Origin of the sequence: Sneathiella sp. P13V-1 (assembly GCF_015143595.1) — a bacterium.
GTDB lineage: Bacteria > Pseudomonadota > Alphaproteobacteria > Sneathiellales > Sneathiellaceae > Sneathiella.
On sequence record NZ_WYEU01000002.1, the window covers coordinates 1,029,666 to 1,055,344 of the forward strand.

The 25,679-nt window shown below is 48.1% G+C and carries 22 protein-coding genes; 12 read left to right on the forward strand and 10 right to left on the reverse strand.

Going from position 1 to position 25,679, the window contains the following annotated elements; genetic code table 11:
- Nucleotides 1-15 precede the first annotated feature (15 nt).
- On the reverse strand, nt 16-1,608 hold the full coding sequence (locus GUA87_RS11855) for an ABC transporter substrate-binding protein (protein ID WP_193716760.1): 1,593 nt from the start codon (nt 1,606-1,608) through the stop codon (nt 16-18).
- Between the two features lie 278 nt (nt 1,609-1,886).
- Between GUA87_RS11855 and GUA87_RS11860 the strand changes: the two genes are divergently transcribed.
- Nucleotides 1,887-2,843 carry a LysR family transcriptional regulator gene (locus GUA87_RS11860; RefSeq protein WP_193716761.1) on the forward strand — a complete coding sequence of 319 codons (957 nt, stop codon included), beginning with the start codon at nt 1,887-1,889 and terminating at the stop codon, nt 2,841-2,843.
- Nucleotides 2,840-3,796 carry a succinylglutamate desuccinylase/aspartoacylase domain-containing protein gene (locus GUA87_RS11865; protein WP_193716762.1) on the forward strand — a complete coding sequence of 319 codons (957 nt, stop codon included), beginning with the start codon at nt 2,840-2,842 and terminating at the stop codon, nt 3,794-3,796. The genes GUA87_RS11860 and GUA87_RS11865 overlap by 4 nt, the downstream gene beginning before the upstream one ends.
- 2 nt (nt 3,797-3,798) lie before the next feature.
- Here GUA87_RS11865 and GUA87_RS11870 read toward each other — a convergent pair whose 3' ends face one another.
- The 7 genes from GUA87_RS11870 to tpiA form a co-directional block, all read right to left on the reverse strand.
- On the reverse strand, nt 3,799-4,905 hold the full coding sequence (locus tag GUA87_RS11870) for a PQQ-dependent sugar dehydrogenase (protein WP_193716763.1): 1,107 nt from the start codon (nt 4,903-4,905) through the stop codon (nt 3,799-3,801).
- Nucleotides 4,905-5,444 (reverse strand): SixA phosphatase family protein, encoded by a 540-nt coding sequence (locus GUA87_RS11875; protein ID WP_193716764.1) that lies wholly within the window; start codon nt 5,442-5,444, stop codon nt 4,905-4,907. The genes GUA87_RS11870 and GUA87_RS11875 overlap by 1 nt, the downstream gene beginning before the upstream one ends.
- Nucleotides 5,445-5,584: 140 nt before the next feature.
- On the reverse strand, nt 5,585-6,856 hold the full coding sequence (gene eno, locus GUA87_RS11880) for a phosphopyruvate hydratase (protein WP_193716765.1): 1,272 nt from the start codon (nt 6,854-6,856) through the stop codon (nt 5,585-5,587).
- A 32-nt stretch (nt 6,857-6,888) separates the two neighbouring features.
- Nucleotides 6,889-7,722, reverse strand: coding sequence for a 3-deoxy-8-phosphooctulonate synthase (gene kdsA, locus GUA87_RS11885; RefSeq protein WP_193716766.1), 834 nt, complete (start codon nt 7,720-7,722; stop codon nt 6,889-6,891).
- Between the two features lie 18 nt (nt 7,723-7,740).
- Nucleotides 7,741-9,372 (reverse strand): CTP synthase, encoded by a 1,632-nt coding sequence (locus tag GUA87_RS11890; RefSeq protein ID WP_193716767.1) that lies wholly within the window; start codon nt 9,370-9,372, stop codon nt 7,741-7,743.
- 72 nt (nt 9,373-9,444) lie between these two features.
- Nucleotides 9,445-9,768: a preprotein translocase subunit SecG gene (gene secG / locus GUA87_RS11895; RefSeq protein WP_193716768.1), complete on the reverse strand. Its 324-nt coding sequence runs from the start codon at nt 9,766-9,768 to the stop codon at nt 9,445-9,447.
- Between the two features lie 104 nt (nt 9,769-9,872).
- Nucleotides 9,873-10,628 (reverse strand): triose-phosphate isomerase, encoded by a 756-nt coding sequence (gene tpiA / locus GUA87_RS11900; protein ID WP_193716769.1) that lies wholly within the window; start codon nt 10,626-10,628, stop codon nt 9,873-9,875.
- Nucleotides 10,629-10,828: 200 nt separating this feature from the next.
- On the opposite strand from tpiA, the gene GUA87_RS11905 reads away from it, so the two are divergent.
- Complete coding sequence (locus GUA87_RS11905; protein WP_193716770.1) at nt 10,829-12,721, forward strand: peptidylprolyl isomerase; 1,893 nt, start codon at nt 10,829-10,831, stop codon at nt 12,719-12,721.
- The gene (gene trpE, locus GUA87_RS11910) at nt 12,718-14,235 is read left to right on the forward strand and encodes an anthranilate synthase component I (RefSeq protein WP_193716771.1); all 1,518 of its coding nucleotides are present in this window, start codon (nt 12,718-12,720) and stop codon (nt 14,233-14,235) included. The genes GUA87_RS11905 and trpE overlap by 4 nt, the downstream gene beginning before the upstream one ends.
- 2 nt (nt 14,236-14,237) lie before the next feature.
- On the opposite strand, the gene GUA87_RS11915 is transcribed toward trpE, so the two are convergent.
- Nucleotides 14,238-15,368: a divergent polysaccharide deacetylase family protein gene (locus GUA87_RS11915; protein ID WP_193716772.1), complete on the reverse strand. Its 1,131-nt coding sequence runs from the start codon at nt 15,366-15,368 to the stop codon at nt 14,238-14,240.
- A gap of 273 nt (nt 15,369-15,641) precedes the next feature.
- Between GUA87_RS11915 and GUA87_RS11920 the strand changes: the two genes are divergently transcribed.
- From GUA87_RS11920 to lexA, 6 genes are all read left to right on the forward strand, one after another.
- On the forward strand, nt 15,642-16,235 hold the full coding sequence (locus GUA87_RS11920; protein ID WP_193716773.1) for an anthranilate synthase component II: 594 nt from the start codon (nt 15,642-15,644) through the stop codon (nt 16,233-16,235).
- Between the two features lies 1 nt (nt 16,236).
- Nucleotides 16,237-17,262 carry an anthranilate phosphoribosyltransferase gene (gene trpD / locus GUA87_RS11925; protein ID WP_193716774.1) on the forward strand — a complete coding sequence of 342 codons (1,026 nt, stop codon included), beginning with the start codon at nt 16,237-16,239 and terminating at the stop codon, nt 17,260-17,262.
- 5 nt (nt 17,263-17,267) lie between these two features.
- A complete protein-coding gene (gene trpC, locus GUA87_RS11930; protein ID WP_193716775.1) occupies nt 17,268-18,059 on the forward strand; it encodes an indole-3-glycerol phosphate synthase TrpC in 792 nt (263 codons plus the stop codon).
- A gap of 2 nt (nt 18,060-18,061) precedes the next feature.
- The gene (gene moaC / locus GUA87_RS11935) at nt 18,062-18,538 is read left to right on the forward strand and encodes a cyclic pyranopterin monophosphate synthase MoaC (protein ID WP_193716776.1); all 477 of its coding nucleotides are present in this window, start codon (nt 18,062-18,064) and stop codon (nt 18,536-18,538) included.
- Nucleotides 18,535-19,749: a gephyrin-like molybdotransferase Glp gene (gene glp, locus GUA87_RS11940; RefSeq protein WP_193716777.1), complete on the forward strand. Its 1,215-nt coding sequence runs from the start codon at nt 18,535-18,537 to the stop codon at nt 19,747-19,749. The genes moaC and glp overlap by 4 nt, the downstream gene beginning before the upstream one ends.
- Nucleotides 19,750-19,840: 91 nt before the next feature.
- Nucleotides 19,841-20,557 (forward strand): transcriptional repressor LexA, encoded by a 717-nt coding sequence (gene lexA / locus GUA87_RS11945; protein WP_193716778.1) that lies wholly within the window; start codon nt 19,841-19,843, stop codon nt 20,555-20,557.
- Nucleotides 20,558-20,561: 4 nt separating this feature from the next.
- Here the strand turns inward: lexA and GUA87_RS11950 are convergent, their stop codons facing one another.
- Entirely contained in the window at nt 20,562-22,619 is a 2,058-nt protein-coding gene (locus GUA87_RS11950) for a ComEC/Rec2 family competence protein (protein ID WP_193716779.1), read from the reverse strand.
- Between the two features lie 125 nt (nt 22,620-22,744).
- On the opposite strand from GUA87_RS11950, the gene gltX reads away from it, so the two are divergent.
- Nucleotides 22,745-24,145, forward strand: coding sequence for a glutamate--tRNA ligase (gene gltX / locus GUA87_RS11955; protein ID WP_193716780.1), 1,401 nt, complete (start codon nt 22,745-22,747; stop codon nt 24,143-24,145).
- A 133-nt stretch (nt 24,146-24,278) separates the two neighbouring features.
- The gene (gene gltA / locus GUA87_RS11960; RefSeq protein ID WP_193716781.1) at nt 24,279-25,580 is read left to right on the forward strand and encodes a citrate synthase; all 1,302 of its coding nucleotides are present in this window, start codon (nt 24,279-24,281) and stop codon (nt 25,578-25,580) included.
- Nucleotides 25,581-25,679: the final 99 nt, after the last annotated feature.

Genomic DNA, 25,679 nt, shown 5'->3' on the forward strand with positions numbered 1-25,679 from the left:
TGCCCCTTTTTGATTTTACTTGGAACTGTGGATGAGGTTGATTTGGGTACGCTCATCCGTACGCGCTGTATAGGCGATGCCTTTACGCGCAGCCCAGGTGTTTACCTGGTAGTGAAGTGGGATAATACCCTGCAGCTCACCGATACCCAGTTCAGTGGCTTTAATCAGAAGATCTTCACGTTTCTTCGCATCAACAGTTGTCAGTGCTTCTTCTACCATTGCGTCAAATTTCGCGTTGGAGAAGCGACCACGGTTGGAAGAACCGAAACCTTTTGATTTGTCATATGTGTGAAGTAGGGAACGAAGTGGTGAAGAAGCTTCACCTGTACCTGAACCCCAGCCAACCAGAACAAAGCTAAATTCTGGAAGACCACCTTCTGCACCACGGGATGCACGCTTGAAGTATACAGATTTTGGCATTGTTTCAGGTGTTGCTTCAATACCAGCTGCGCTCAGCATCTGAGAGACAGCTTCTGCAATTTTCGCATCGTTGATATAACGATCATTTGGACCGTGAAGAGTGATCTTAAATCCATCTGGGTAACCAGCTTCAGCAAGAAGCTTCTTCGCACCTGCCGGATCGTATTTTTCAGGTGGCATGTTGGCAGAAACACCAAAGAAGCCATCTGGAAGAAGCTGACCGGCTGGAACGGCAACGCCTTCCATCACACGCTCAACGATCAGATCACGGCTGATTGCCATGGACAGCGCTTTACGAACACGTGCATCCATCAATGGGTTCTTGATTTTAGAACCATCTTTGGCAGTTACGTGAGGGCTGTCTTCACGGAACTGGTCCATGTGAAGGTAAATAACGCGGTTTGAAATACCCTGGCTCAGCTGAAGTTTGCTGTTGCCTTTCAGGCGTTCAATATCGGTTGGCGGTACATTTTCAATAAAGTCAACGTCACCTGCCAGAAGGGCAGCAACACGACCTGGGCCAGATTTAATCGGCTTAACTGTGACTTTGTCCCACTCAGGAACTTCACCCCAGTAGTTTTCGTTCTTTACAAGTTCGATAACATCACCAGGCACCCATTTTACAAATTTAAATGGTCCAGTACCAACTGTTGCTTTACCGGAGTTAAAGTCAGCAGTTGTCGCGCCTTCGGCTGCTTTCTTGGAAATAATCGCAACGTTAGACACATCCTGAGGCATCAAAGGATATGGTTTTTCCGTTTTGATCTGGACTGTGTAGTCGTCGATTTTCGTCATCGTTTTGCCTTTTGTAAATGTGGCAAAACTGGATGGTGAATTTGGAACGTCTGGTGCACGCATCCACGTGAAAATCACATCGTCAGCTGTAAAAGGTGAACCATCGTGGAATTTTACGCCCTTGCGCAATTTAAATTCCCAAGTCAGTTCATCAATTGCTTTCCATTCTGTTGCAAGACCAGGCAGCAGTGCCTGCTTTGCGTCTTGTTCAATCAGACGGCTGAAGATATTCGCTGACATCGCATTGTTTGGTGTCAGGTTGTGATAATGCGGATCGATAGATGAAGGTTCGCTACCCAAACCAACAACAAGATCAGCAGCGTATGCAGTACCCATAGCGAAAGACGCAACGGCTGCGATTGCAGTCGCTTTCAACATCTTTTTAAGTTTCATAGTGCTCTCCCTGTATGAATAAAATCCAGCGGCTACCTTGTCGGCCAGACTCACCAGATTCCTCAAGCTCGATAACCTCGCGCACGCGCGAAGCCCATCCTCTCCCGCTTGCCGCTGATACTGAATCCCCATCTCAACAACACGCATTAGCTGATGTTCCAAAAATTATTTCATAACAATTTCGCATTTGCAATTTATTTTTTCATGCAATATTGTTATGCAAAATAAGGAAGCAAGATTACATTCTTGCATAGACAAGCATAAGATCGGTCGAAACCGTGCTACCTAATGTCAGTTTAAGAGAATTACAAATCCTGAGGGAAACCATATCCCTTCAATCGGCGACCCGTGCGGCGAATCGTCTTGGGATTTCTCAGCCTGCCGTCAGCCGCGCCCTTTCCCGTCTGGAAGAGCGCTTGGATCTGGTTCTTTTTGACAGAAAAGATCGCAAACTTATTCCAACACAGGCTGCTTTTGCCCTTAACGAACAACTGACCCCGGTCTTCACCAGCCTGGAGAATGTCGCCCACTTCTCTCCTGAAACTAAATCAGAGAATGTAGAAAAACTGAAAATTGTCGCTCCGACAACTTTCTGCATTCACCTCGTAATGCCGCTCATTTCTGAATTTATGAAAGAACATCCGCAAGTTCGATTTGAAATTGATATTGGCTCCTCACAGGAGTGCATTGCAAAAGTGGCGTCAGGGGAATCTGATATCGGTATCTCCAACACGCACCTCACCCATGACGGGATTAAATTTTCATCCATCCATGTGTGTGACGCTGTCTGTGTAATGCCTAAAGATCATCCGCTCACTAAAAAGAAAGTCATCGAAGCAAAGGACATTGCTGATTACAACATCGTTGCCATCTCCAAATCCATGTCCAGCCGGCATTTCTTTGACAGATCTTTAGAAAAAGCGGGTGTAGAACCCAAAATGATTGCGGAGGTTTCCGCCTCCTATACTGCGTGTCAACTTATTGCTGATGGTCTTGGTATCGGCGTCATTAACCCATTTCCCACCTTAATTGGTAGCTTTGGCCATCTTGAAGCACGACCTTTCACCCCAAGCCACACTTATGACACCAGGGTCATTACATCAGTCTATAATCAACCGAGTTGGTTAATGCAGAAATTTATCACTTCTTTACGAGAAACCACCCAAAGGCAGTGGGCAGAATGCGCAAAGACATTCGACCTCCCCCTTACCCCAAAAGGACATCAAGGATCATGAGCGAAGATACAATTAAATATGCTGTTGAATTGCCAAAAGTTGACATTTCAGCTTATGAAGAAGGCAACCGTGGCATTCCATATGTCACAACCTTCGACAGTGGTATTGAGGGTGATAACATCCTGATCATGGCGGTGACACATGGTAATGAAATCTGTGGCCCGATTGTTCTGGATTTTCTCTTCAAAAACAATGTTCGCCCTAAAAAAGGTAAACTCACTCTTGCATTCAGTAATGTGGCTGCCTTTGAAAGTTTCGATAATGACGCCCCTGAAAAATCCAGGTTCGTCGACGAGGACATGAACCGTGTCTGGAGTGCGGATGTGCTTGACGGGGATCGTGTGACAACGGAAACCACCCGCGCCCGTCAAATCCGCCAGATCGTCGAAGAAGCCGATTTTATTTTCGACATTCATTCCATGCAGACCGCCATTGAACCGCTGATGATTTGTGGCCCTCTCGAAAAAGGTCGTCAATATGCACGTGAACTCGGTGTTCCCGAATTTATTGTATCCGACGCTGGCCATGCCGCCGGTACACGCATGCGCGACTATGCGGATTTTGGAAATCCTGACAGCCCGAAGAACGCACTTCTTCTTGAAGCGGGACAGCACTGGGCGAAGTCCAGTGGTGACGTAGCACTGGATGCGACCATTCGTTATCTGAAAATGCATGATGTCATTGATCAGGATGCCTTTAGCGAGCACGAAATTCCAAATCCACCAAAGCAGAAACTAATCGTCGTTACGGATGCCGTGACTATCAAAAACGGCAGTTTTAAATTTGCTGAACCCTTTATCGGTTTTGAATGCCTTGAAAAAGCAGGAACAGTGATTGGCTGGGATGGTGATGAGGAAGTCGTCACACCATATGATAACTGCGTTCTGGTGATGCCAAGCCGTCGCCAAAAAGTTGGCGATACTGCTGTCCGTCTTGGGCGATTGGAAGACTGATCTTAAGGTTGTTGATATGTGACCCGATAAATAACATCGGAATAATCATCGGATATCAACAATGACCCATCGGGAAGTTCTTCAAGGTCAACCGGCCGTCCAAGGACTTCCCCATCTGGCCTCAGCCACCCATCAATAAAAACAGTGTTTGAGACAGCATTGCCCTTGTCGTCAAACTGTACATTGACGATGCGATACCCAATAGGATCTGTTCTGTTCCAGCTGCCCCGCTGCGCAACAAAAGCACTTTTCTGGTATTTCTTTGGAAAGCCATTCCCTTCGTAGAAATCAATGCCAAGTGACGCCACATGGGCGGCAAAATTCACCTGCGGCACTATCGGATTTGACGGTTTTACAGCATTTGCAAATTGCGGATAAGGAATGTTGTTTCCATACAAAAACGGATAACCGTAGTGATCTCCGGCCTTATCTACGCGATTAAGTTCATCGGGCGGTATGTCATCGCCAAGATTGTCGCCGCCATTATCGGTGAAGTACATTTTGCCACTATCAGGATGCCAATCAAACCCAACCGAATTACGTACCCCTTTTGCATATATGCTAGGTCGCCAATTGACAGGATCGAAACGCAGTATTGTGCCCTCAACACCCTTTACTTCGCAGATGTTGCAAGGTGCCCCAACGGCCACGTAATAGGTACCATCAGGCCCAAATCCAGCATAACGCCATCCGTGATGACGACGATCAGGCAGTAGTCCTGCCTTTACAAGAATTTGCCGTTTTCCGTTTTTCAAAATCCGAATGACACGATGCTGCTCAGCAATCACAAGATTGCCATCCTTATCTAGATCAATTCCGTTTGCCACATTCAGGTCATTGGCAAAAACTTCGACTGGGCCGGCTGTATAGTTTTTTTTCTGCAGATCAATCTTATAAATGCGACTACTGCGCGTCCCCACAAACACAGATTGATTATCTGGTGAGAGTCTAATTGTTCTGGCGCCCGGTACGTCTGCCCATTTTTCAATTTTAAATCCGGCAGGTAAATTAAGTTTGCTCAGATCATTCGCGCTTGCAGGCAATGCAACACCCGCAATCACTCCAAATATAATCCAGTTTTTGAATTTTCTGAGCGTCTTAATCACCATTAGGCAGCCGTTTTCTCCAACATCTTGGGTGTCATAAAATGAGAAAGCCGCGCTTTGGAAAATCCGATTTCCTGCCAGTTTTGCGTATCGAATTCCATGCTACATACCGCAGCTGTTGAGAATTTTCGCAGAATTCTGTTGCGGGTTTCCTGTTGGGCCGCATCCCAATTCGGCAGAACCAAAGAAAGTTCCTGCATTGCGGGATTATGTCCGATCACCCAGACATGCTCTTCTTCGGGGTTCTGGGTCATGAGGAGGTTCATAATCCCCTCTCCCATCCCAGCTGAATAAATGCTCCGATCAAAGACGACTTCTGAACTTAACGGCATGACCGTTTTCATTCGGGATAAAGTTTCCTTTGTTCGCCGTGCGGGGGAACAATAGATTAAGTCAGGTGACAACCCTTCGTCTGAAAGATATTTCGCTATTTTCGGGGCGGCCTTTATTCCGCGCGGAGACAACGAACGATCAAAATCGGGTAATTCCAGATCATCCCATCGCGATTTTGCATGACGAATGAGGGTCAGCCTTTTGGTCATTTCCTGTTTCCAGTCCTCCGCATTTCAACCAGCTTACACTAAAACACGCATATGGCGAAGGCATTACAGAAACAAGGTTTTGGCATAAAAAAAGCCGCTTCAATTGCTTGAAGCAGCTTTTTTAGTCCAATAAAGGACAATTACTTCAGGATTGAACGTCCTGCGTAAACAGCGGCTGGGCCAAGCTGTTCTTCAATGCGGATCAGCTGATTGTATTTTGCAAGCCTGTCAGAGCGCGCCAAGCTACCGGTTTTGATCTGACCGCAGTTTGTGGCAACCGCCAGATCCGCAATCGTTACATCTTCAGTTTCACCAGAGCGGTGAGACATAACAGCTGTGTAGCTGGCTTTATGCGCCATTTCTACAGCTTCCATTGTTTCTGTCAGGCTACCGATCTGATTTACTTTCACCAGAATGGAGTTACCGACGCCTTTTTCGATACCATCTGCAAGACGTGCTGGATTGGTTACGAACAGATCGTCACCAACAAGCTGAACCTTGTCACCGATTTTATCGGTTAGCAATTTCCAACCATCCCAATCATCTTCTGACATGCCGTCTTCGATGGAGATGATCGGATAATCGGCAACCAATGCCGCATAGTAATCAACCATTTCCTCATGAGACAGAACCTTGCCTTCACCTTTCAGGTGATATTTGCCATCTGAATAAAACTCTGTAGAGGCAGCATCAAGTGCAAGATAGATATCTTCGCCTGGTTTATATCCAGCTGCTTCGATTGATTTCATAATGAAATCAAGTGCTTCGCGTGTACCGCCGATATTTGGCGCAAAACCACCTTCATCACCAACGTTGGTGTTGTGACCTGCGTCAGATAGCTGTTTCTTCAATGTGTGGAATACTTCTGAACCCATACGAACAGCTTCACGAATGCTTGTTGCAGAAACAGGCATGATCATGAATTCCTGAACGTCAATCGGGTTATCCGCGTGCTCACCACCGTTAATGATGTTCATCATTGGAACTGGCAATGTGCGGGCATTCGCGCCACCGATATAACGGTAAAGCGGAAGGTCTGCATCTTCTGCGGCTGCTTTGGCAATCGCCATGCTGACACCCAGAATTGCGTTGGCGCCGAGGCGACTTTTATTTGGTGTGCCATCAAGTTCCAGCATGATCTGATCAAGAGCAATCTGGTTATCTGCATCCATGCCAGAAAGCGCATCGAAGATTTCACCGTTTACGGCTTCAACGGCTTTCAGAACACCCTTACCTTTGTAACGGTCGCCGCCATCTCGAAGCTCAACCGCTTCATGCGCACCTGTGGAGGCACCGGATGGAACAGCGGCGCGGCCAAAGGCACCTGTTTCCAAAAGAACGTCTACTTCAACGGTAGGATTACCGCGACTGTCCAGAATTTCGCGACCGATAATGTCGAGGATTGCACTCATTGTTCTGTATTCCTGTTATCGTATTTTCAGGGTTAGATTTGTTTTGCAAGGCGATCAAAACCTTGCAATGTCACTAGAAGATCTTCCATTTCATCAATCGGCACCATGTTCGGGCCATCGGATGGGGCATTGTCCGGATCTTCATGAGTTTCCATAAAGACCATGGCGACGCCAACGGCTACTGCTGCACGCGCAACAACTGGGACAAACTCACGTTGACCACCTGATGTCGCCCCTTTGCCGCCGGGTTGCTGCACGGAATGAGTTGCATCAAAGACAACCGGATAACCCGTTTCTGCCATTGTCGGCAGGCCACGCATATCGCTCACCAATGTGTTATAGCCAAAGCTTGTGCCGCGATCTGTCAGCATAATGTTTTCATTACCGCTTTCAGAGATTTTATTCGCCACATGCTTCATGTCCCACGGAGCCAGGAACTGTCCCTTCTTCACATTGACAACTTTGCCAGTTTTGGCAGCGGCGACAAGCAAATCGGTTTGGCGGCAAAGGAAAGCTGGAATTTGAAGGACATCCGCAACGGACGCAACTTCTGCACATTGGCCTGGCTCATGGACATCTGTCAGAACCGGAATACCAAACTCTTTTTTGATCTTTTCAAAAACAGCGAGTGCCTTTTCAAGGCCCAGACCACGCTCTGTATGAATGGAGCTGCGATTTGCCTTATCAAATGAAGATTTGTACACAAACCCCATATCCAGTTTCTTGGTCATTTCGACCAAGCGACCGGCCATGTCCATAGCATGACCTTCGCTTTCCATCTGGCAGGGTCCGGCGATTAACGCCATGAGCAGATCATTCCCAACTTCAAAATCCCCAATCTTTACGTGGGTTTGCGTGGTTGTCATGATCTTCTTCCTTAATTTTTATACGAGCCGGGATTGTTCCATGGCAGCTTTCACGAAGCTGCTGAACAATGGATGTGGGTCAAATGGTTTTGATTTCAATTCCGGATGGAACTGGACACCTATAAACCAAGGGTGATCCGGGATTTCAACGATCTCAGGCAGTTCACCGTCTGGGGACATACCAGAAAATTTGTATCCCACTTCTTCCAAAGGCGCACGATATTCCACATTCACTTCATAGCGATGACGGTGGCGTTCCTGAATAAGTTCCTCGCCATACACCTCGCGTACTTTTGTACCCTCGAGCAAATGACAAGGGTAAGCACCAAGACGCATGGTTCCGCCAAGGTCACCGTCTTCGGACCGTGTTTCAGTCTCGTTACCGCGTGTCCATTCAGTCATCAGTCCGACAACATTTGGATCGGAGGAGCCAAATTCAGATGTTCCCGCGCCTTCAATGCCAGCAACATGACGGCAGCCTTCAATGACAGCCATCTGCATACCGTAGCAAATACCAAAATATGGAATGCGGTTTTCACGGGCATAACGGGCTGCTTTGATTTTACCTTCTGCGCCACGTTCACCGAAACCACCCGGAACCAGAATAGCATGAGCAGATCCCAGCAACTCGTTGAGTTTGCTATCGTCTTTTTCAAACTCTTCGGACTCGATCCAGTTGATATTTACTTTCACACGGTTCGCAATACCGCCGTGAACAATACTTTCAGTCAGGGACTTATAGGCATCTTGAAGCGCAATATATTTACCAACAACCGCAATATTCACTTCGCCTTCCGGGTTAATCACGCGATCGCGAATATCTAACCAACGGCTCAGGTCTGGCTTAGGCGCATCTTCAATTCCAAATGCGCTCAATACAGCTTCATCAAGACCTTCGTCATGATAGCTGAGCGGCACTTCATAGATGGTGCGTACATCCAGCGCCTGGATAACGGCTTTTTCCGGAACGTTACAGAACTGACCAATTTTTGCCCGCTGACCTGCAGGAATTGGATGTTCACTACGACACAGAAGAATATCTGGCTGGATACCAATGGACTGCAGTTCTTTTACGGAGTGCTGCGTTGGTTTTGTTTTAAGCTCGCCCGCCGCCGCAATATACGGCACCAATGTCAGATGCATAAAGATAGCATCTTTTCCAAGCTCGTTACCGAGCTGACGAATGGCTTCAAGGAAAGGCAGACTTTCAATATCACCTACTGTTCCGCCAATTTCCACAAGCACGAAATCTTCGTCTTCCAGATCGGCAGTCGCAAATTCTTTAATAGCGTTCGTAATATGCGGGATCACCTGTACGGTCGCGCCTAAATAGTCGCCACGGCGTTCTTTACGGATAACCGTCTGATAGATACGGCCCGTAGTTACGTTATCGCTTTGTTTGGAAGGAACGCCCGTAAAGCGTTCATAGTGTCCAAGGTCCAGATCCGTCTCGGCCCCATCATCGGTCACATAACATTCACCATGCTCAAACGGATTCATGGTGCCAGGATCGACGTTGATATATGGGTCCAGCTTGCGCATCCGCACTTTATAACCACGAGCCTGTAACAGGGACGCAAGAGCTGCCCCGGCAAGACCTTTGCCAAGTGAGGAAACCACACCACCGGTAACGAAAATAAACCGTGCCATGGAGTTACTTTATATCCAAATTCTGTTTCAAGGAAAAGTAAAAGAGGCGGCTAATCGCCGCCTCAGTGAAATTTAGTTGTTTGAAAGGGGTGCAGAGGGTTCTGCGGGAGCCGTTTTTGCTGGCTCTTCCACTTTCGCGGGCTCATCGAGAATAGAAGTCGGCGCAGAATGGCTTCCACTGAGAATCGCCAATAGGATGCTTGTGCCCATAAATGCTGCTGCCAGAATAGCTGTTGTGCGTGTCAGCAGGTTCGCTGCACCACGGCCCGTCATCAGTCCACCGGTTCCACCACCACCGCCGATACCAAGTGCACCCCCTTCTGAACGCTGCAACAGTACAACGCCGATCAGAAAGACCGCGATAATAACGTGGATGACCAGCAGAATAGTTTCCATGACCTAACACATTCCCGAAATCAAGACACACCTGTGCCCTAGGTTTAACAAGTTCTGGGCTGGCTTCTACACCATAGCCCAGACAATTACCAGTCTAAATATGTTTACTTCAGACCAGTTTCAACGATTGGCCAGAAATCGCTTGCTTTAAGGCTGGCACCGCCAACTAGGGCACCATTCACATTATCCAGCGCCATTAATTCAGCCGCGTTACTGCCCTTTACAGAACCACCGTAAAGAAGACGAACACCGTCGGCATCCGACATCAGACCGGCCAGATCTTTACGCATATGAGCGTGAACTTCTGCCACATCTTCTGGGGTTGGGGTCTTACCTGTACCGATGGCCCATACAGGCTCATACGCAATAACAGTATTTTCAGCAGTTGCGCCAACTGGTAGTGAGTTCTTCACCTGATCTGTAATAACAGCAAGTGTCTCCCCGCTTTCGCGTTGTTCCAGTGTTTCACCAACGCAAACGATTGCAATAAGACCTGCCGCTATCGCTGCTTCTGCTTTTGCCTTTACAACTGCATTTGTCTCACCGTGATCTGTACGACGTTCAGAGTGGCCGACAATTGCATAAGTCGCACCAGCATCTTTTAACATAGCTGCACTTGTATCACCTGTGTGAGCGCCGCTTACATTTGCATGACAATCCTGACCACCGATTTGAAGAACACTGTCCTTAGAAATCTGGGCCATCTGATAAATAAGAGTGGCTGGTGGACAAATAAGAACGTCACAGGCTACGGTGTCAGCATTTGCAAGTAGATCTGCAAGTGCTTTCAATTCAGCAGATGATTCATCTGCCAGACCGTTCATCTTCCAGTTACCAGCGATCAATGGGCGTACAGTCATGTCTTCAACTTCCTCAACCATTTGTATATTTGCAGCGATTCATTCGTTTTGCAGGTGATATGCCATCTTTTTTCGAAGAAAGATACCGCTTTCAGAATTCCCTATTGCCGCACCCCACGAATACCCCCTATCATGTCGCGCCGTTATCCCTATATAGATAGCGATTAAGATTTAAACCTAATTTCGATTGATGGGTAGTTATGCTTCACGCAATGCGTAAAGGGTCAACAGGTTGGCTCGCTAAAGGACTGTTAATTCTTCTTGTTGCCAGTTTCGCCGCATGGGGAATTGGCAGTGATATGTTGGGTAGCTCAGTGACCAGTAATGTACTGGAAGCAGGCAAAACAACAGTGTCATTGGGCGAGTTTCAGCGCGAATACCAAAATCAGGTAAATATCGCGTCTCAACGTTACCAGCGCCAACTGACTCCGGAACAGGCCCAGCAACTAGGTATTGCCCAGCAGACAGTTGCGACCCTTCGCAATCGTATTGTTCAAGGGGAGCGGGCGCAGGAATTGAAATTGGGTGTGACTGACAGCGCCGTTCGCACCGAAATTACAGAAGGCCCCTCCTTCAGAAACGAAGTAGGTCAGTTCGACCGGATGCGTTTCCAAGAAGTCTTGTCACGAAATGGATATTCAGAAGGCGAATATATCAACATTCTTCGTGACGAGATTAAACGCGCACAGCTTATGGAAAGTTTCGCCCTTCCTGGCGGTAAATCACCTGAGGTTTTCACAGACGCGATTTATAATCACTTCTGGGAAAAACGCAGTGCACGATACGTCGAGGTTGCAGATACGCGCGTTGGTGACGCTCCAGAGCCAACTGATGAGCAGTTACAGGCGCTTATCGATGACAACAAAGCGTCCTACACTGCGCCAGAATATCGTAGCGGTGAATTTATTTTACTGACGCCAGATGTTTTTGTTGGTGAAGTTGATGTGACAGAAGACGAAGTAAAAGCTGAGTTTGAGGCTCGCGCCAATGAGTTCTTTACACCGGAATCCCGTGCGATTGAGCAGATGATCTTCGAAAAAGAAGAACGTGCGATCGAAGCGGCCTCGCGCCTGACCGGTGGAGAAGACTTCGCAGCTGTCGCACTTGATATGTTGCAGCTTACTAAAGAAGACATCACACTTGGTGCCAGCACTAAAAGTGATTTACTGGATGAATTGAAAGAACCTGTATTTTCAATCAATGAAGGTGATGTCACGGCCCCTGTCAAAACCATCCTCGGTTGGCATTTGATCCGCGTTGCTAATGTCACACCAGAGACCAACAAAACACTTGAAGATGTCCGCGAACTGGTAACCCGTTCCGTTGCCCTCCGTTACGCATCTGACATTCTTCACGACAAGCAGACTGCACTGGAAGATGAATTTGCTGGTGGTGCCTCTTTGGAAGAAGCGGCCAAAGTTGTGGGCATCAGCGTTCAGAAATTTGCGAGCCTTGATCGCGGTGGCCGCGATAAAAATGGGGCAGCTGTGGCAGGTCTTCCTGTGGAAAGGGAATTCCTCGCAACTGTGTTTGATACAGATGCCAACATTGAACCTACTCTTACTCAAACGGCGTCGGGGAATTACTTTGCTCTGACCGTTCAGGAAATCACTCCGTCCGATGTTCGCCCTCTTGCAGATGTGCGTGAAGCCGCAACGGCAGCATGGAAAGCCAAGTGGCAGCACGAAGAAAACGAAAAAGCGGTAACTGCCCTTTTAGACAAACTAAAAGGTGGTGCTACCTTGGATGAAATCGCTGCTGAAACAAACGGTACGGTTAAGACATCCAATGTCGCAACCCGTCAGGAGCAAATTCAGGGTCTGTCACGTGATGCCACACAGAAACTGTTTGAGCTTGATGATAACGGTTTTGCCATGGGTACCAATGAGGCAGGAAACGGCTTTGTATTGATGACAGTTGGCGAAAAAGCCGCTGCTGACAAAGTTGCTGACAAACCAATGTTTGACCAACTGTCTCAAACCATTGCAGCAAGTTTCCAGGAAGACTTGATTGCGCAGTACCAGTCCTACCTAGAAAAGGAAATCGGCTTCTCCGTCAAGGAAGGCCTAATCAGGGAATATTTCCAACAATGACCATTCAGCCAAGCTACCAGGAATTTACAGAGGGATTTGAACAAGGTAAGTCTCAAATCCTCTGGACCACACTGGTAGCGGATCTTGAAACTCCGGTCTCTGCCATGATGAAATTGGCAGAGGGGAAAGCAAATTCTTTTCTGCTTGAATCCGTTGAAGGCGGTGCCGTGCGCGGTCGCTACTCTATCATCGGAATGAAACCGGACCTGATCTGGCGATGCGATGGAACACAGGCACGCATAAATCGGACAGCCCGCTTTGACCCTGAGGCTTTTGTCACTTGTGATAAGCCGGTCTTGGACAGCCTGCAAGCGCTGATTGATGAAAGCCATATTGACCTACCAGAGCACCTGCCCCCAATGGCAGCGGGTCTGGTTGGTTACATGTCATACGACACTGTTCGTCTTATGGAAGATATTCCTGACAGCAACCCAAATGAATTGGGCTTGCCAGACGGTATGTTTATCCGCCCAACGGTTATGGCCATCTTTGACAGTATTCTGGACGTCGTTACCATTGTAACGCCTGTGTGGTATGGTGATGGGCGGTCCGCGCAAACGGCGTATAACCATGCAGCGGAACGCCTGACCGATGCGGTGAATGACTTCTCACGTTCCCTGCCCCATACGGTATCCACTGGCGATGTGATGGATGATCTGCCTGAGCCTACCTCAAACACCACTAAGGATGAATTCTTTGCCATGGTGGAAAAGGCAAAGGAATATATCCGTGCTGGTGATATTTTTCAGGTGGTGCCAAGTCAGCGGTTTGAAATTCCATTTCAGTTGCCGTCCTTGTCCCTTTACCGTGCACTTCGCAGAACAAATCCTTCCCCGTTTATGTTCTATCTGAACTTTGGAGAGTTTTCTGTGGTTGGATCCAGCCCGGAAATTCTTGTTCGACTGCGGGATGAACGGGTGACCATTCGTCCAATTGCAGGCACACGCCCACGCGGTGCCAATAAGGCAGAAGATCAGGCCCTTGCTGACGATCTTTTGAGTGATCCAAAAGAACTTGCCGAGCATTTGATGCTGCTTGATCTGGGTCGCAACGATGTCGGCCGAGTGAGTAAGATTGGATCTGTTGAAGTCACTGAGAGGATGATCATCGAGAACTACTCTCACGTGATGCATATCGTCTCCAACGTGGAAGGTCAGATCCAGGAAGGCTTAACCGCGATCGATGCGCTTAAAGCCGGCTTCCCTGCGGGAACGGTTTCAGGTGCCCCAAAAGTGCGGGCCATGGAAATCATTGATGAGCTTGAGAAATCCCGCCGCGGCGTTTATGGCGGTGCAGTTGGTTATTTCTCAGCCAATGGATCAATGGATACCTGTATTGCGCTTCGGACAGCTGTGGTGAAAGATGACAAGATCTATATTCAGGCGGGCGGTGGTGTCGTTGCAGACAGTGTCCCGGAATCTGAATATCAAGAGACTGTCAATAAATCCAAAGCCCTTGTTCGCGCGGCGCAGGAAGCGGTGCGCTTTGCCTCAGAAGGCAGCGGTAACCGTTAAATCTATTTCACAAGTGCGGCGGTCACAGGGATTAAGACAAATCCTTTCCGCCGCGCCTCCGGTATCCATTTTTTCAAGGCTTCGATAGTTTCTTTGTAAGGGTGACCGATAGCAATCGCCTGTCCATTTTTAAGGGCCACCTCCTCCACTTTTTGAAGCTGCTTCAAGATAGCATCTACTTCCGCGGTGTTATCCAGGAAAATATCTCTGTTCGCAGTTGGCAGGCCCCGCTCCTTCGCTAACTGATATCCTGTAGACTTTGCAGTTGTCCGGCTATCCAGAAACAAAAGACCTTTTTCTGCGACAACATCCATGACAACCCGCATGCCTTCACGGTAGGCTGTAAATTTGCTGCCCATATGGTTATTGATACCGACAAACCCGTCAAACGAAGCCAGGTTTTTCCGGGTACGTTCTTCAATCTCTTTTAGGGATAATTCCGTGAGCAACGCGTTGGGGCCTGGGTTCGCTGATTTCCGAGACGGCTCCATTGGCATATGAACCATAATCTCGTGGCCTTTGTTGCGGGATAGATCCGCACTTTCTTGCAGACCATTTCCATATGGTAGAAAAGCGAAAGTAAGCGGAGCTGGTAAATTCGCCAGATCAATGACACGTCCCTTATTAAGCCCAACATCATCAATCACAATGGCAATGGCGGGACGCCCGTTTCTCTCTTCACTTTGGGCCGCAAATCTCTCCCACGCTGGCCCATCTAAAGAGCTCACTTTTGGTGGCTTAGAAATTGCTTCTGGGTCCTCCGGCGGGAGGGTAGCTACGACCGATGTTTTTTCTTCCTCGACGGCAGGCGGGAAAAGAGGGTCACGTTTTCCTTCTGGCGATACACCAGCGCGATCTACAGGCAATCCTTCTTCATAAGCTGGAAATCGCACCTCAGGCGCACTTAACGCCTCTGGTTTATTGGACGGCCCCTTAGTCTCAGCAATTTCAGTCTTGGGACGGTCTTCGTCCTCATCATCAAGGATACCACCAACTAACATTCCTGTGGCGAGGCTTAATACGAGTACCGCGACGCAAAAACTGATAATTTTTGTAGGTGACTCCCAGATAGATGATGGGTTTTCCACCTCTTCATGCTTCACCTTATTCTGCGTCTTCTTCTTTTTAGCCATAAATCGATCGTCACCGGTATGATTTCATGCTCTTTTGTAGGGCATCAATTCTACAAGGAACAGAATTAATTGTGATTTGCCACAATGTTTTTGCCTACCAATTATGGTAAAAATCAGAACGTTTAAAGAATATGAATTAAATCAAGTCAATTTGAGCATTTCAGGGGTTGACGCGCCCCCAAAAGACGCCAAACTACAGACTTTCGCGAAACACCTTCTGGTGAAAGTGACATTTTACATGACCGCATGTAGAATTCCTTTCAAGATATTGATATGATTACATTAATAGACAACTACGACAGTTTTACATACAACCTGGTTCACTTTCTTGGCGAATTGGGCGCAGACATTAAAGTCTATCGGAATGACGTCGTCTCCGTTGATGAGGTTTTAAGGGAAAAACCCTCCGGGATTGTCTTGTCTCCGGGCCCTTGCTCGCCTGATAAAGCGGGTATCTGCCTTGATATGGTCAAATCAGCCGCCGCAACGGGTGTTCCGCTTTTTGGTGTTTGCCTTGGACATCAGTCAATTGGTCAGGCATTTGGCGGTAAAGTCATTCGCGCAGATGAGCTTATGCACGGAAAGACTTCTGACATTCACCATGAAGGTAAAGGCGTTTTTGCGGGTCTTCCCTCTCCTTTCACAGCGACACGCTATCACTCTTTGACTGTCGAGCGGGAAAGCCTTCCTGACAGCCTGGAAATTACAGCCGAGACTTTGGATGGCGTCATCATGGGACTACGTCACAAAGAATATCCAATTCACGGTGTTCAGTTCCACCCTGAGAGCATTGCCTCAGAACAGGGACACGCCATTTTGCAGAATTTCCTGGATCTGACAAACGAGCCAACAAAGGCAGTCGCGTAACATGAGTGTCGCGAATTTTAAAAACCTTATTGCTAAGATTGCCTCCGGAGGAACTCTATCTGAGGAAGAAGCGAAAGAGGCCTTTAATATTATTCTGTCTGGTGATGCTACACCGTCCCAGATGGGTGCTTTCCTTATGGGGCTACATCTTCGTGGTGAAACTGTCGATGAACTGGTTGGCGGTGTGAGCGTCCTTCGCGAAAAAGCCACGTATATCACCGCACCTGAAGGGGCTATTGACCTTGTGGGTACCGGTGGCGATGGTCATGGCACCTATAACATTTCAACAGCTGCCGCTTTCGTGGTTGCTGGTGCCGGCGTTCCCGTAGCCAAACATGGAAATAAAGCTGCATCCTCGAAATCTGGCACTGCGGATGTTCAGGCAGAGCTTGGTATCAACACAGAATGTGACCTGTCATTAACGCAGAAAGCTGTTCATGAGGCGAATATCGGCTTTATGGTCGCTTATCGCCATCACGGCGCGATGCGGCATGTAGGGCCTACTCGCGTTGAACTTGGAATTCGTACTATTTTCAACCTGTTAGGGGTTATGTCTAATCCTGCAGCAGTAAAACGTCAACTGACGGGTGTCTACGATCCACGTTGGATGATCCCCATGGTGGAAACATTGAAAGCCCTTGGATCAGAACATGTATGGATCATGCATGGATCAGATGGTCTTGATGAACTCACCACAACAGGCCCTTCACTAGTTGCAGAGCTAAAGGACGGGCAAATTCGTGAATTTGAAATCACGCCAGAAGAAGTTGGCCTTCCGAGAGCTACGCTTGATGAGCTTAAAGGCGGAACACCCGCCGAAAATGCCGCCGCACTAATGGCCCTGTTGAAGGGTGAAGCATCACCTTATCGGGATGTAACTTTGTTGAATGCCGGTGCTGCGCTTGTTGTGGGTGGTAAATGCAACAGCGTTAAAGAAGGTATCGACCTTGCCGCACAATCCATCGACAGCGGTAAGGCGCTGGCGGCTATGGAAAAACTTAAAGAAATTACAAATCTGAGTGTCTGAATTTAATGAGTATTCTTGCCAAAATTTGCGATGATAAACGCGTCCATGTTGCAGCTTGCAAAAAGAAAACAAGCCTGTCTGAGCTTGAAACAGCAGCCAAAGTCCAAAGCCCAACACGCGGCTTTTTGAATAACCTGCGTCAAGCTCGTTCGGAAGGTCGTTATGGTCTGATCGCTGAGGTAAAGAAAGCCTCCCCTTCTAAAGGGTTGATCCGCGAAGATTTTAACCCGCCACTTCTTGCCAAAGCGTATGAAGATGGCGGCGCAACCTGCCTGTCTGTACTCACTGACATTCCCTATTTTCAGGGGGCAGATGAGTATCTGGTTGCCGCTCGTGCCGCTGTGTCCCTCCCCGTGCTCCGTAAAGACTTTATGGTTGATCCCTATCAGGTAACAGAAGCTCGTGCCCTTGGCGCGGACTGTATTCTGCTGATTATGGCGGCACTTGATGATGGATTGGCAGCTGAACTTGAAAGCGCAGCCTTTGATTGGGGCATGGATGTTCTGATCGAAGTTCATGACGCAGAAGAATTGGAGCGGGCGAAGAAACTGAAAAGCCCGCTTATCGGTGTAAATAACCGCAACCTTAAAACGCTGGAAGTAGACATCGCGACAACTGAGGCCCTGTCCGCGGGTCTTCCTGAGAATTGTATCGCAGTAAGCGAAAGTGGTCTCTACACACCTGCAGATCTTGCACGTATGGAAAAAGCGGGCTGTGGATGTTTCCTCGTTGGTGAAAGCCTGATGCGTCAGGATGACGTGGCCGAAGCCGTTCGCACGTTGCTTACAAAGGACTGATCATGGGTGAATTTACTCACTTTGACGATAAAGGTGCCGCCCATATGGTCAATGTGGGTGATAAGGACATCACAGAACGCAGCGCGACCGCAACCGCGCGCGTCATTATGCAATCTGAGACCTTAAAACTGATCTTGGACGGTAAAGCCAAAAAAGGGGATGTTCTAGGTGTCGCCCGCCTTGCCGGCATTATGGCTGCGAAAAAGACACCTGATCTTATCCCGCTTTGCCATCCTCTCGCCCTTACCAATGTGACGGTGGAGTTTGAAACAAAAGAAGATGAAAATGCCATCGACATTTTCGCGACCTGTAAGCTGAAGGGGCGCACGGGTGTCGAAATGGAGGCTCTCACAGCCGCGTCAATTGCGGCTTTGACAATCTACGATATGTGTAAAGCAGTCGATCGCGGGATGGAGATTTCATCAACACGCCTGTTGGAAAAAAGTGGCGGTAAATCAGGACATTACGTGGCGACATGATTTCAGTAGAAGAAGCTTTAAAGAACATTCTTTCTGCAATTAAACCTGTTTCCACGGAAACGGTTTCTATCCAGCTGGCATCCGGACGCATCCTCGCCGAACCGGTGACCGCCCGCCGCACACAACCCCCATCAGACTTATCCGCAATGGACGGTTATGCAGTCAAAGCATCTGATGTTGCTGTAATCCCTGCCAAGCTGTCTGTGATTGGCGAGTCTGCTGCAGGGCATGGCTTTGAAGGGTCCGTCGGAACAGGGGAAGCCGTTCGAATTTTCACAGGTGCCCCGCTTCCAAAAGGAACGGATACCATCATCATTCAGGAAGACACTGATCGAGATGGTGATATTGTCACCGTTAAAGAAGGCGCTGATGAAGGGCGTTATGTACGCCGTGCAGGGATTGATTTCCGTGAAGGGGAACCTGCCCTAAAAGCAGGTAAAAAACTGACCCCACGGGATATCGGGCTTATGGCCGCCATGAACATCCCCTGGGTGGCTGTTTATCGCAAACCACAGATCGCTTTGCTATCCACAGGTGATGAACTCGTGCGCCCCGGGGAGCCACTTGGTTCCAATCAGATTATTTCAACAAACAGTCTGGTTGTTGCTGCCATGATCGAACAGGCAGGCGGAGAAGCCATTGACTTGGGCATTGCCGCAGACAATGAAGATAGCCTTCGTCAAATGGCTCAGGGTGCGGCTAAAGCTGACATGCTTGTAACACTTGGCGGCGCTTCCGTTGGTGACCATGACCTTGTTCAGTCGGTCTTAGGAAAAGAAGGCCTGCAGATTGATTTCTGGCGCATCGCCATGCGCCCGGGTAAGCCCTTGATGTTCGGAGATCTTGCAGGAACACCCATGCTGGGCATGCCTGGAAATCCGGTCTCCAGCATGATTTGCAGCTATATCTTCCTGATCCCTGCCCTTGATATCCTGATGGGCCGCGCACCAAGAGATCCAAAATCAATCCCTGCGATCCTGTCTCATGATGTAAAGCAAAATGACCAACGTCAGGATTATTTGCGGGCCAAGATCGTTGGCGATCAAGACGGACTTCCGCTGATTGAAACTTTTTCCAACCAAGACAGCTCCTTACTTTCTGCGCTGTCAGAGGCCGATTGTCTTCTTATGCGCCTCCCACATGCGGATCCCTTGAACAAAGGGCAACAAGTTGAAATTCTGATGCTGGAAGCTGCCTACCCGGATGTATAGCGATTAAGATCAATTCTATTGGTGCTTGACCTCACCGGAGAACTTTTGTAGAACATTTAAAGATGTTTTGGTTTTGTTCTTCGGGGGCACCATGCTAACCAAAAAGCAACACGAGCTATTGATGTTCATCCACCACTATCTTGAAGATCGTGGTGTCTGTCCTTCCTTTGATGAAATGAAGGAAGCATTAGACTTGAAATCCAAGTCTGGAATTCACCGCCTGATTACAGGATTGACGGAACGGGGCTTTATTCGCCGCCTTCCCCATCGTGCGCGTGCTTTGGAAGTTCTAAAATTGCCCGATGCAGTTCTGCCCGAAGGTTTGAAAAACAGAAACACCAAGCCAAGCACCGGATCGCCCAAGGAAAATGTGGTTCAGGCCGAATTTGGCAATCGTAGCGGTGATAACAGCAGTGCTGACAACGGCATTGTTAATTTGCCGCTTTATGGCCGAATTGCCGCAGGTCTTGCTATCGAAGCAGTGACGGATCCTGACAGCTTTGTAGATGTGCCTCAATCCATGTTGGATGGCGGTAAACATTACTGCCTCGAAGTTGCGGGTGACTCCATGATCAATGCGGGCATCCATGATGGTGACACCGTTGTCATACGTGACTGCAACACAGCTGAAAATGGCGCCATTGTTGTTGCGTTGATTGATAATGAAGAAGTGACGCTTAAACGCCTGCACCGTAAAGGAAATACCGTGGCGCTTGAGGCCGAAAATCCAGAATATGAAACTCGGATTTTTGGCCCTGATCGGGTGAAGGTCCAAGGAAAGCTGGTCGGTCTTTTCCGACAGTATTGAGATATCAAGGTTTCTGAGGCACCCAAGGGCGATGCCCTCTCACCCCATTTACCGTTTCTATAATCACATGCTCTTTGTCATTGATATAAAGGGCATGTGCTCCATTTCTCCACATGTCAAAACGATCGATGATGTAATCGGGATTTTCACACTCTCCCCCTATAGGGGCATTGCTAATCAGTATATCAGAATGCGCACAATCCAATGTGTATGAATATGGATTGTAGGAAACAGCAATCTGCGATCCTTTCACGCTAAAAACACACCCCACAGGATCACATTTCATTTCATGATCCGGATTACTGGCAAATTGCTGTGGTTTAACATCACGTCCTAAATAAACCTTCCATTTCTCACGGTCGAATTTGTCTGTTTTTATATTGCTTACCAGTAATTCGTTTTCCGATACCACCATGACTGTATTACCGCTATTGGACACGAGAAGGTCAGGCTTCTGATATCCTGCTTGAGCGGCGACACCAATTACAATCCCGATAATCGCGGCATACCTAATCCAGCTGCGCCATACGGCGAACCACAACACTGATAAAACAAGTGCAACCAAAGTGATGTCTGAAAAACTGCCAATAACCAATGTTGAAAAGTCGAAATTCGCTGCCCACTTTGCGATCGCTTGAATATGTTCAACACCAGCTCCTGCCAGCGACAAGGGATAATCCATCAATCCTATGGGATAAAGAAGCAGGGAAATGAGTACCCATGGCATAACCCAAAAACCCATCACGGGCACCGCTATCATATTTGCTACAACACCCAAGGTCGCCACTTGCCCAAAATGATAGATCGCGAACGGGGCCGTTGCCAATGAGGCTATAACCGAGGTGGCAAGAACCCCGATGAGGTAATAAAAAAATCGCGTTAGAAGGCCTTTATCTTGTCCTCGGATCAAGAACTTCTGGCCAAACTCTTGATATATGGCAATCAGACAAAATACGGCAGAAAATGACATCTGGAAGCTCGCCCCCAACAAGCTTTCCGGCTTAAACAATAGAACAACCATCGCAGCAATCGCTAAATTTCTGTAGGATAATGCCGTGCGATCAAAACAGATGGCCAGAAACACTAAAGAAATCATCACGAAAGCCCGAAAAGCCGATATCGACATCCCACTTAAGGCCAAATACGAAACCAATCCGATGATTGCCACGCTTGCTGCAATTTTCTTAAGGGGAAGCGTCAAAGCGATCCTTGGGATCAATGCCCCGGCGAAACGAAGAACAAAGAAGATAAGCCCGCCAACCATTCCCATATGTAGACCCGAAATGGCAATCAGGTGCGCCAAACCGGAGCCCCTCATATCTTCCAGAGTTTGTTTGTCGAGGCCATTCCGCTCCCCAGTGGTAATAGCGAGCAAAAATCCCTTAACATCTTCAGCCGAATTTTCCTCCACCGCCCTGCCAATTGAAAAACGCCAGTCTTCTAATAGGCTGGCAAAAACCTTGTTTTGATTCTCAAGAATTTCTAGTTTCGTTACAAAGCCGACGGCACCAATGCCTTGGAAATATAACTGACGCTGAAAATCAAATCCCCCCGGATAGGCTGGTAAGGGCGGTGGCGACAAAAAAGCGGATAGCTTCACCCTGTCACCGGGTTTGGGAGATTTACCTTTCAATCGGTATGAAAGCCTAACTTTTGAAGGACCGATAAAACCATCTTTCTGAAAACCAATATTCTCAAGTACGACCTTACGTCCTTTGTGACTGGCTGAAATTGATGAGACCACCGCTGTCATTTCTACAAAAGTTCGCTTATCCAAAACGGGTGCCGAAACGCTCGTTTGTCGCAGTTTTGCGGCCGATATTCCCCCCACGAAGAGCACAAACATTAACATAAGCAGCGAGAGTAACTGCAGATCGCGATATCGAGCGGTGAGGTAAACGGCAATACTGACAGGCAACAGGGCCATCCACGTGGCCTCGAGTTCAAAAGGTAACGTGAAATAAAGCGCGATGCCGCCAGCGAAAAAAACAGGCGCCCAAAGCACCCATCGTGCACGATCCGCATAAAGAAGCGACGCAAATGTAGAAAACAGTGCTGGCAATTACTCCCCCCAAAGTTTCTATCGCTGACTTGCCTAAACAGGCCCCAATAGAGTACAACTGCCGTCGACTGAAAGATGTCTCCGGAATTAAACCATTAATTGAATTTCTTGCAAAGAAAATTGCCATGTCTGTCGTAACTCGATTTGCTCCCTCTCCTACCGGTTTTCTGCATATTGGCGGTGCAAGAACTGCGCTCTTTAACTGGCTGTATGCAAAACGCCACAACGGCAAATTTTTGCTTCGCATTGAGGATACTGATCGCGAGCGCTCCACGGATGAGGCAATCGAAGCAATTCTAAACGGTTTGGAATGGATGGGCCTTGATTGGGATGGTGAGCCGGTTTACCAGTTCTCCCGTCGCGACCGTCACAAGGAAATTGCAGACCAGCTTCTGGCAGAAGGCAAAGCCTATAGATGCTACGCTTCCAAAGAAGAGCTGGAAGAAATGCGCGCCAAAGCGCGTGAAGAAAAGCGTGCACCCGGTTATGATGGACGTTGGCGTGACCGTGATCCATCTGAAGCTCCAGAAGGTGTTGATCCGGTGATCCGCTTTAAATCCCCTAACGAAGGCGCAACTGTTATCAAAGACGCTGTTCAGGGTGATGTGACAATTAAAAACGAGCAGTTAGACGACTTTATTATCCTGCGTGCAGATGGCACACCAACTTACATGCTGTCAGTGATTGTGGATGACCACGATATGGGTGTCACGGACATTATCCGCGGAGACGACCACCTGACAAATGCAGCACGCCAGCTTCAAGTATATGAAGCATTGGGTTGGGATGCCCCGCGCATGTGCCATATCCCCCTCATTCATGGGCCAGATGGTGCAAAGCTCTCCAAACGTCACGGTGCTTTGGGTGTAGAAGCCTATCGCGACATGGGCTATCTGCCGGAAGCCATGCGAAACTATTTACTTCGTCTAGGCTGGTCTCATGGAGATGATGAGATTATTTCCACGGAACAGGCTATTGAATGGTTTAACCTCGAAAATATCGGTAAATCTGCTGCCCGTTTCGACTTTGATAAGCTGGAAAGCCTTAACGGAACCTACATCCGCGGGGCTGATGACGCCTATTTGACCAGCCTTATTTTACCACTTTTGTCCAAGGAAACCGGGCTTGAGCTGGGACAAGATGACGCGACTTTGATTGAAAAAGCTATGTACGGCTTGAAAGAGCGAGCAAAATCAGTAATATCCCTAGCGGAAAGTGCCCGTTTTCTCGTCGCCAAACGACCACTGGCGATGGATGACAAGGCAAAAAATCTTCTGTCAGATGACTCCGTAACACTTTTGCAAAAATTAGCTGACAGATTGGATACCCTTGCAGAGTGGAACAAGGACACAATTGAAGCCGCAGTTCGGGAAACGGCAGAGGCCGAAGATCTCAAACTTGGCAAGATTGCGCAACCACTTCGCGCTGCCCTGACAGGCACAACAGTATCTCCAGGCATTTTTGATGTGCTGGAAGTACTGGGTAAAACAGAATCCATCGGCCGTATCCGCGATACCGCCGAATAGTGTTTTTTAGGTGGGACAATCTCTCACCATCTCGTCAAATGACGATTAATTTGCAAACCCTCTCCTTGCAGGGTTTTAAAACGTTGAAGCTGACCATTTCTGGGCCAGCTTCAAAATAAAAGGGAAAGAATATATGAGTGGCTCTAAGGTAAATGGCAACGTCCAGCTCGACGAAAATGGTCAAGTAACAGAACTTCCGATGATCGAAGGTTCAGTTGGGCCAAAAGTGATCGATATCCGTAAACTTTACGCCCAGACTGGTCATTTCACATACGATCCTGGCTTTACTTCTACTGCTTCCTGTGACTCAGCAATTACCTATATCGACGGTGATGAAGGCGTGTTAATGCACCGCGGTTACAAGATCGAAGAACTGGCATCTCAAAGCGACTTTATGGAAGTTTGCTATCTTCTACTGAAAGGTGAATTGCCAAACGCACAGCAGAAAGAAGATTTCACAACAAGCATCACTTACCACACCATGCTTCACGAGCAGCTGACTAAATTTTTCAGCGGTTTCCGTCGTGACGCCCACCCAATGGCCATTATGGTTGGTGTTGTAGGTGCTCTGTCTGCCTTCTATCACGACAGCACAGATATCAATGATCCACGTCAGCGTATGATTGCAAGTCATCGTCTGATCGCGAAAATGCCAACTATTGCTGCGATGGCATATAAATACTCCGTTGGTCAGCCTTTCATCTACCCACGTAACGATCTGTCATACGCAGAAAACTTCCTGCACATGACATTCAGCGTTCCTGCAGAAGAATACAAAATGTCACCGGTTATTTCCCGTGCCATGGATCGTATTTTCACGCTGCATGCTGACCACGAGCAAAACGCGTCAACATCTACAGTACGTCTTGCCGGCTCTTCCGGTGCGAACCCATTTGCATGTATTGCCGCTGGTATCGCTTGTCTGTGGGGCCCTGCCCATGGTGGTGCCAACGAAGCTGTTCTTGAAATGCTGGACGAAATTGGTTCTGTCGACAATGTTCAGGAATACATCAACAAAGCTAAAGACAAGAACGATCCGTTCCGTCTGATGGGCTTTGGTCACCGTGTTTACAAGAATTACGATCCGCGCGCGAAAGTGATGCAGGAAACTTGCTATGAAGTTCTGGAAGAACTGAACATGCAAGATGAGCCAATGCTGAAACTGGCGATGGAACTGGAACGCATTGCGCTTGAAGATCCATACTTTGTTGAGAAGAAACTGTTCCCGAATGTGGACTTCTACTCAGGCATTATCCTGAAAGCACTTGGCTTCCCAACAAGCATGTTCACAGTGCTGTTTGCCCTTGCCCGTACAGTTGGCTGGGTTGCGCAGTGGAATGAAATGATGGAAGATCCTGCACGTAAGATCGGTCGTCCTCGTCAGCTATACACAGGTCCTGCGGAACGCCCATTTGTTCCACTCGACAAGCGCTAAGAGACTTTATGCGGGCGCGCGTTTCCATAGAGAACCAAATGCCTTCAGCCAAACCGGCTGAAGGCGAAAAACGCTCGCGCAAAATCATTTTGAAAGCGG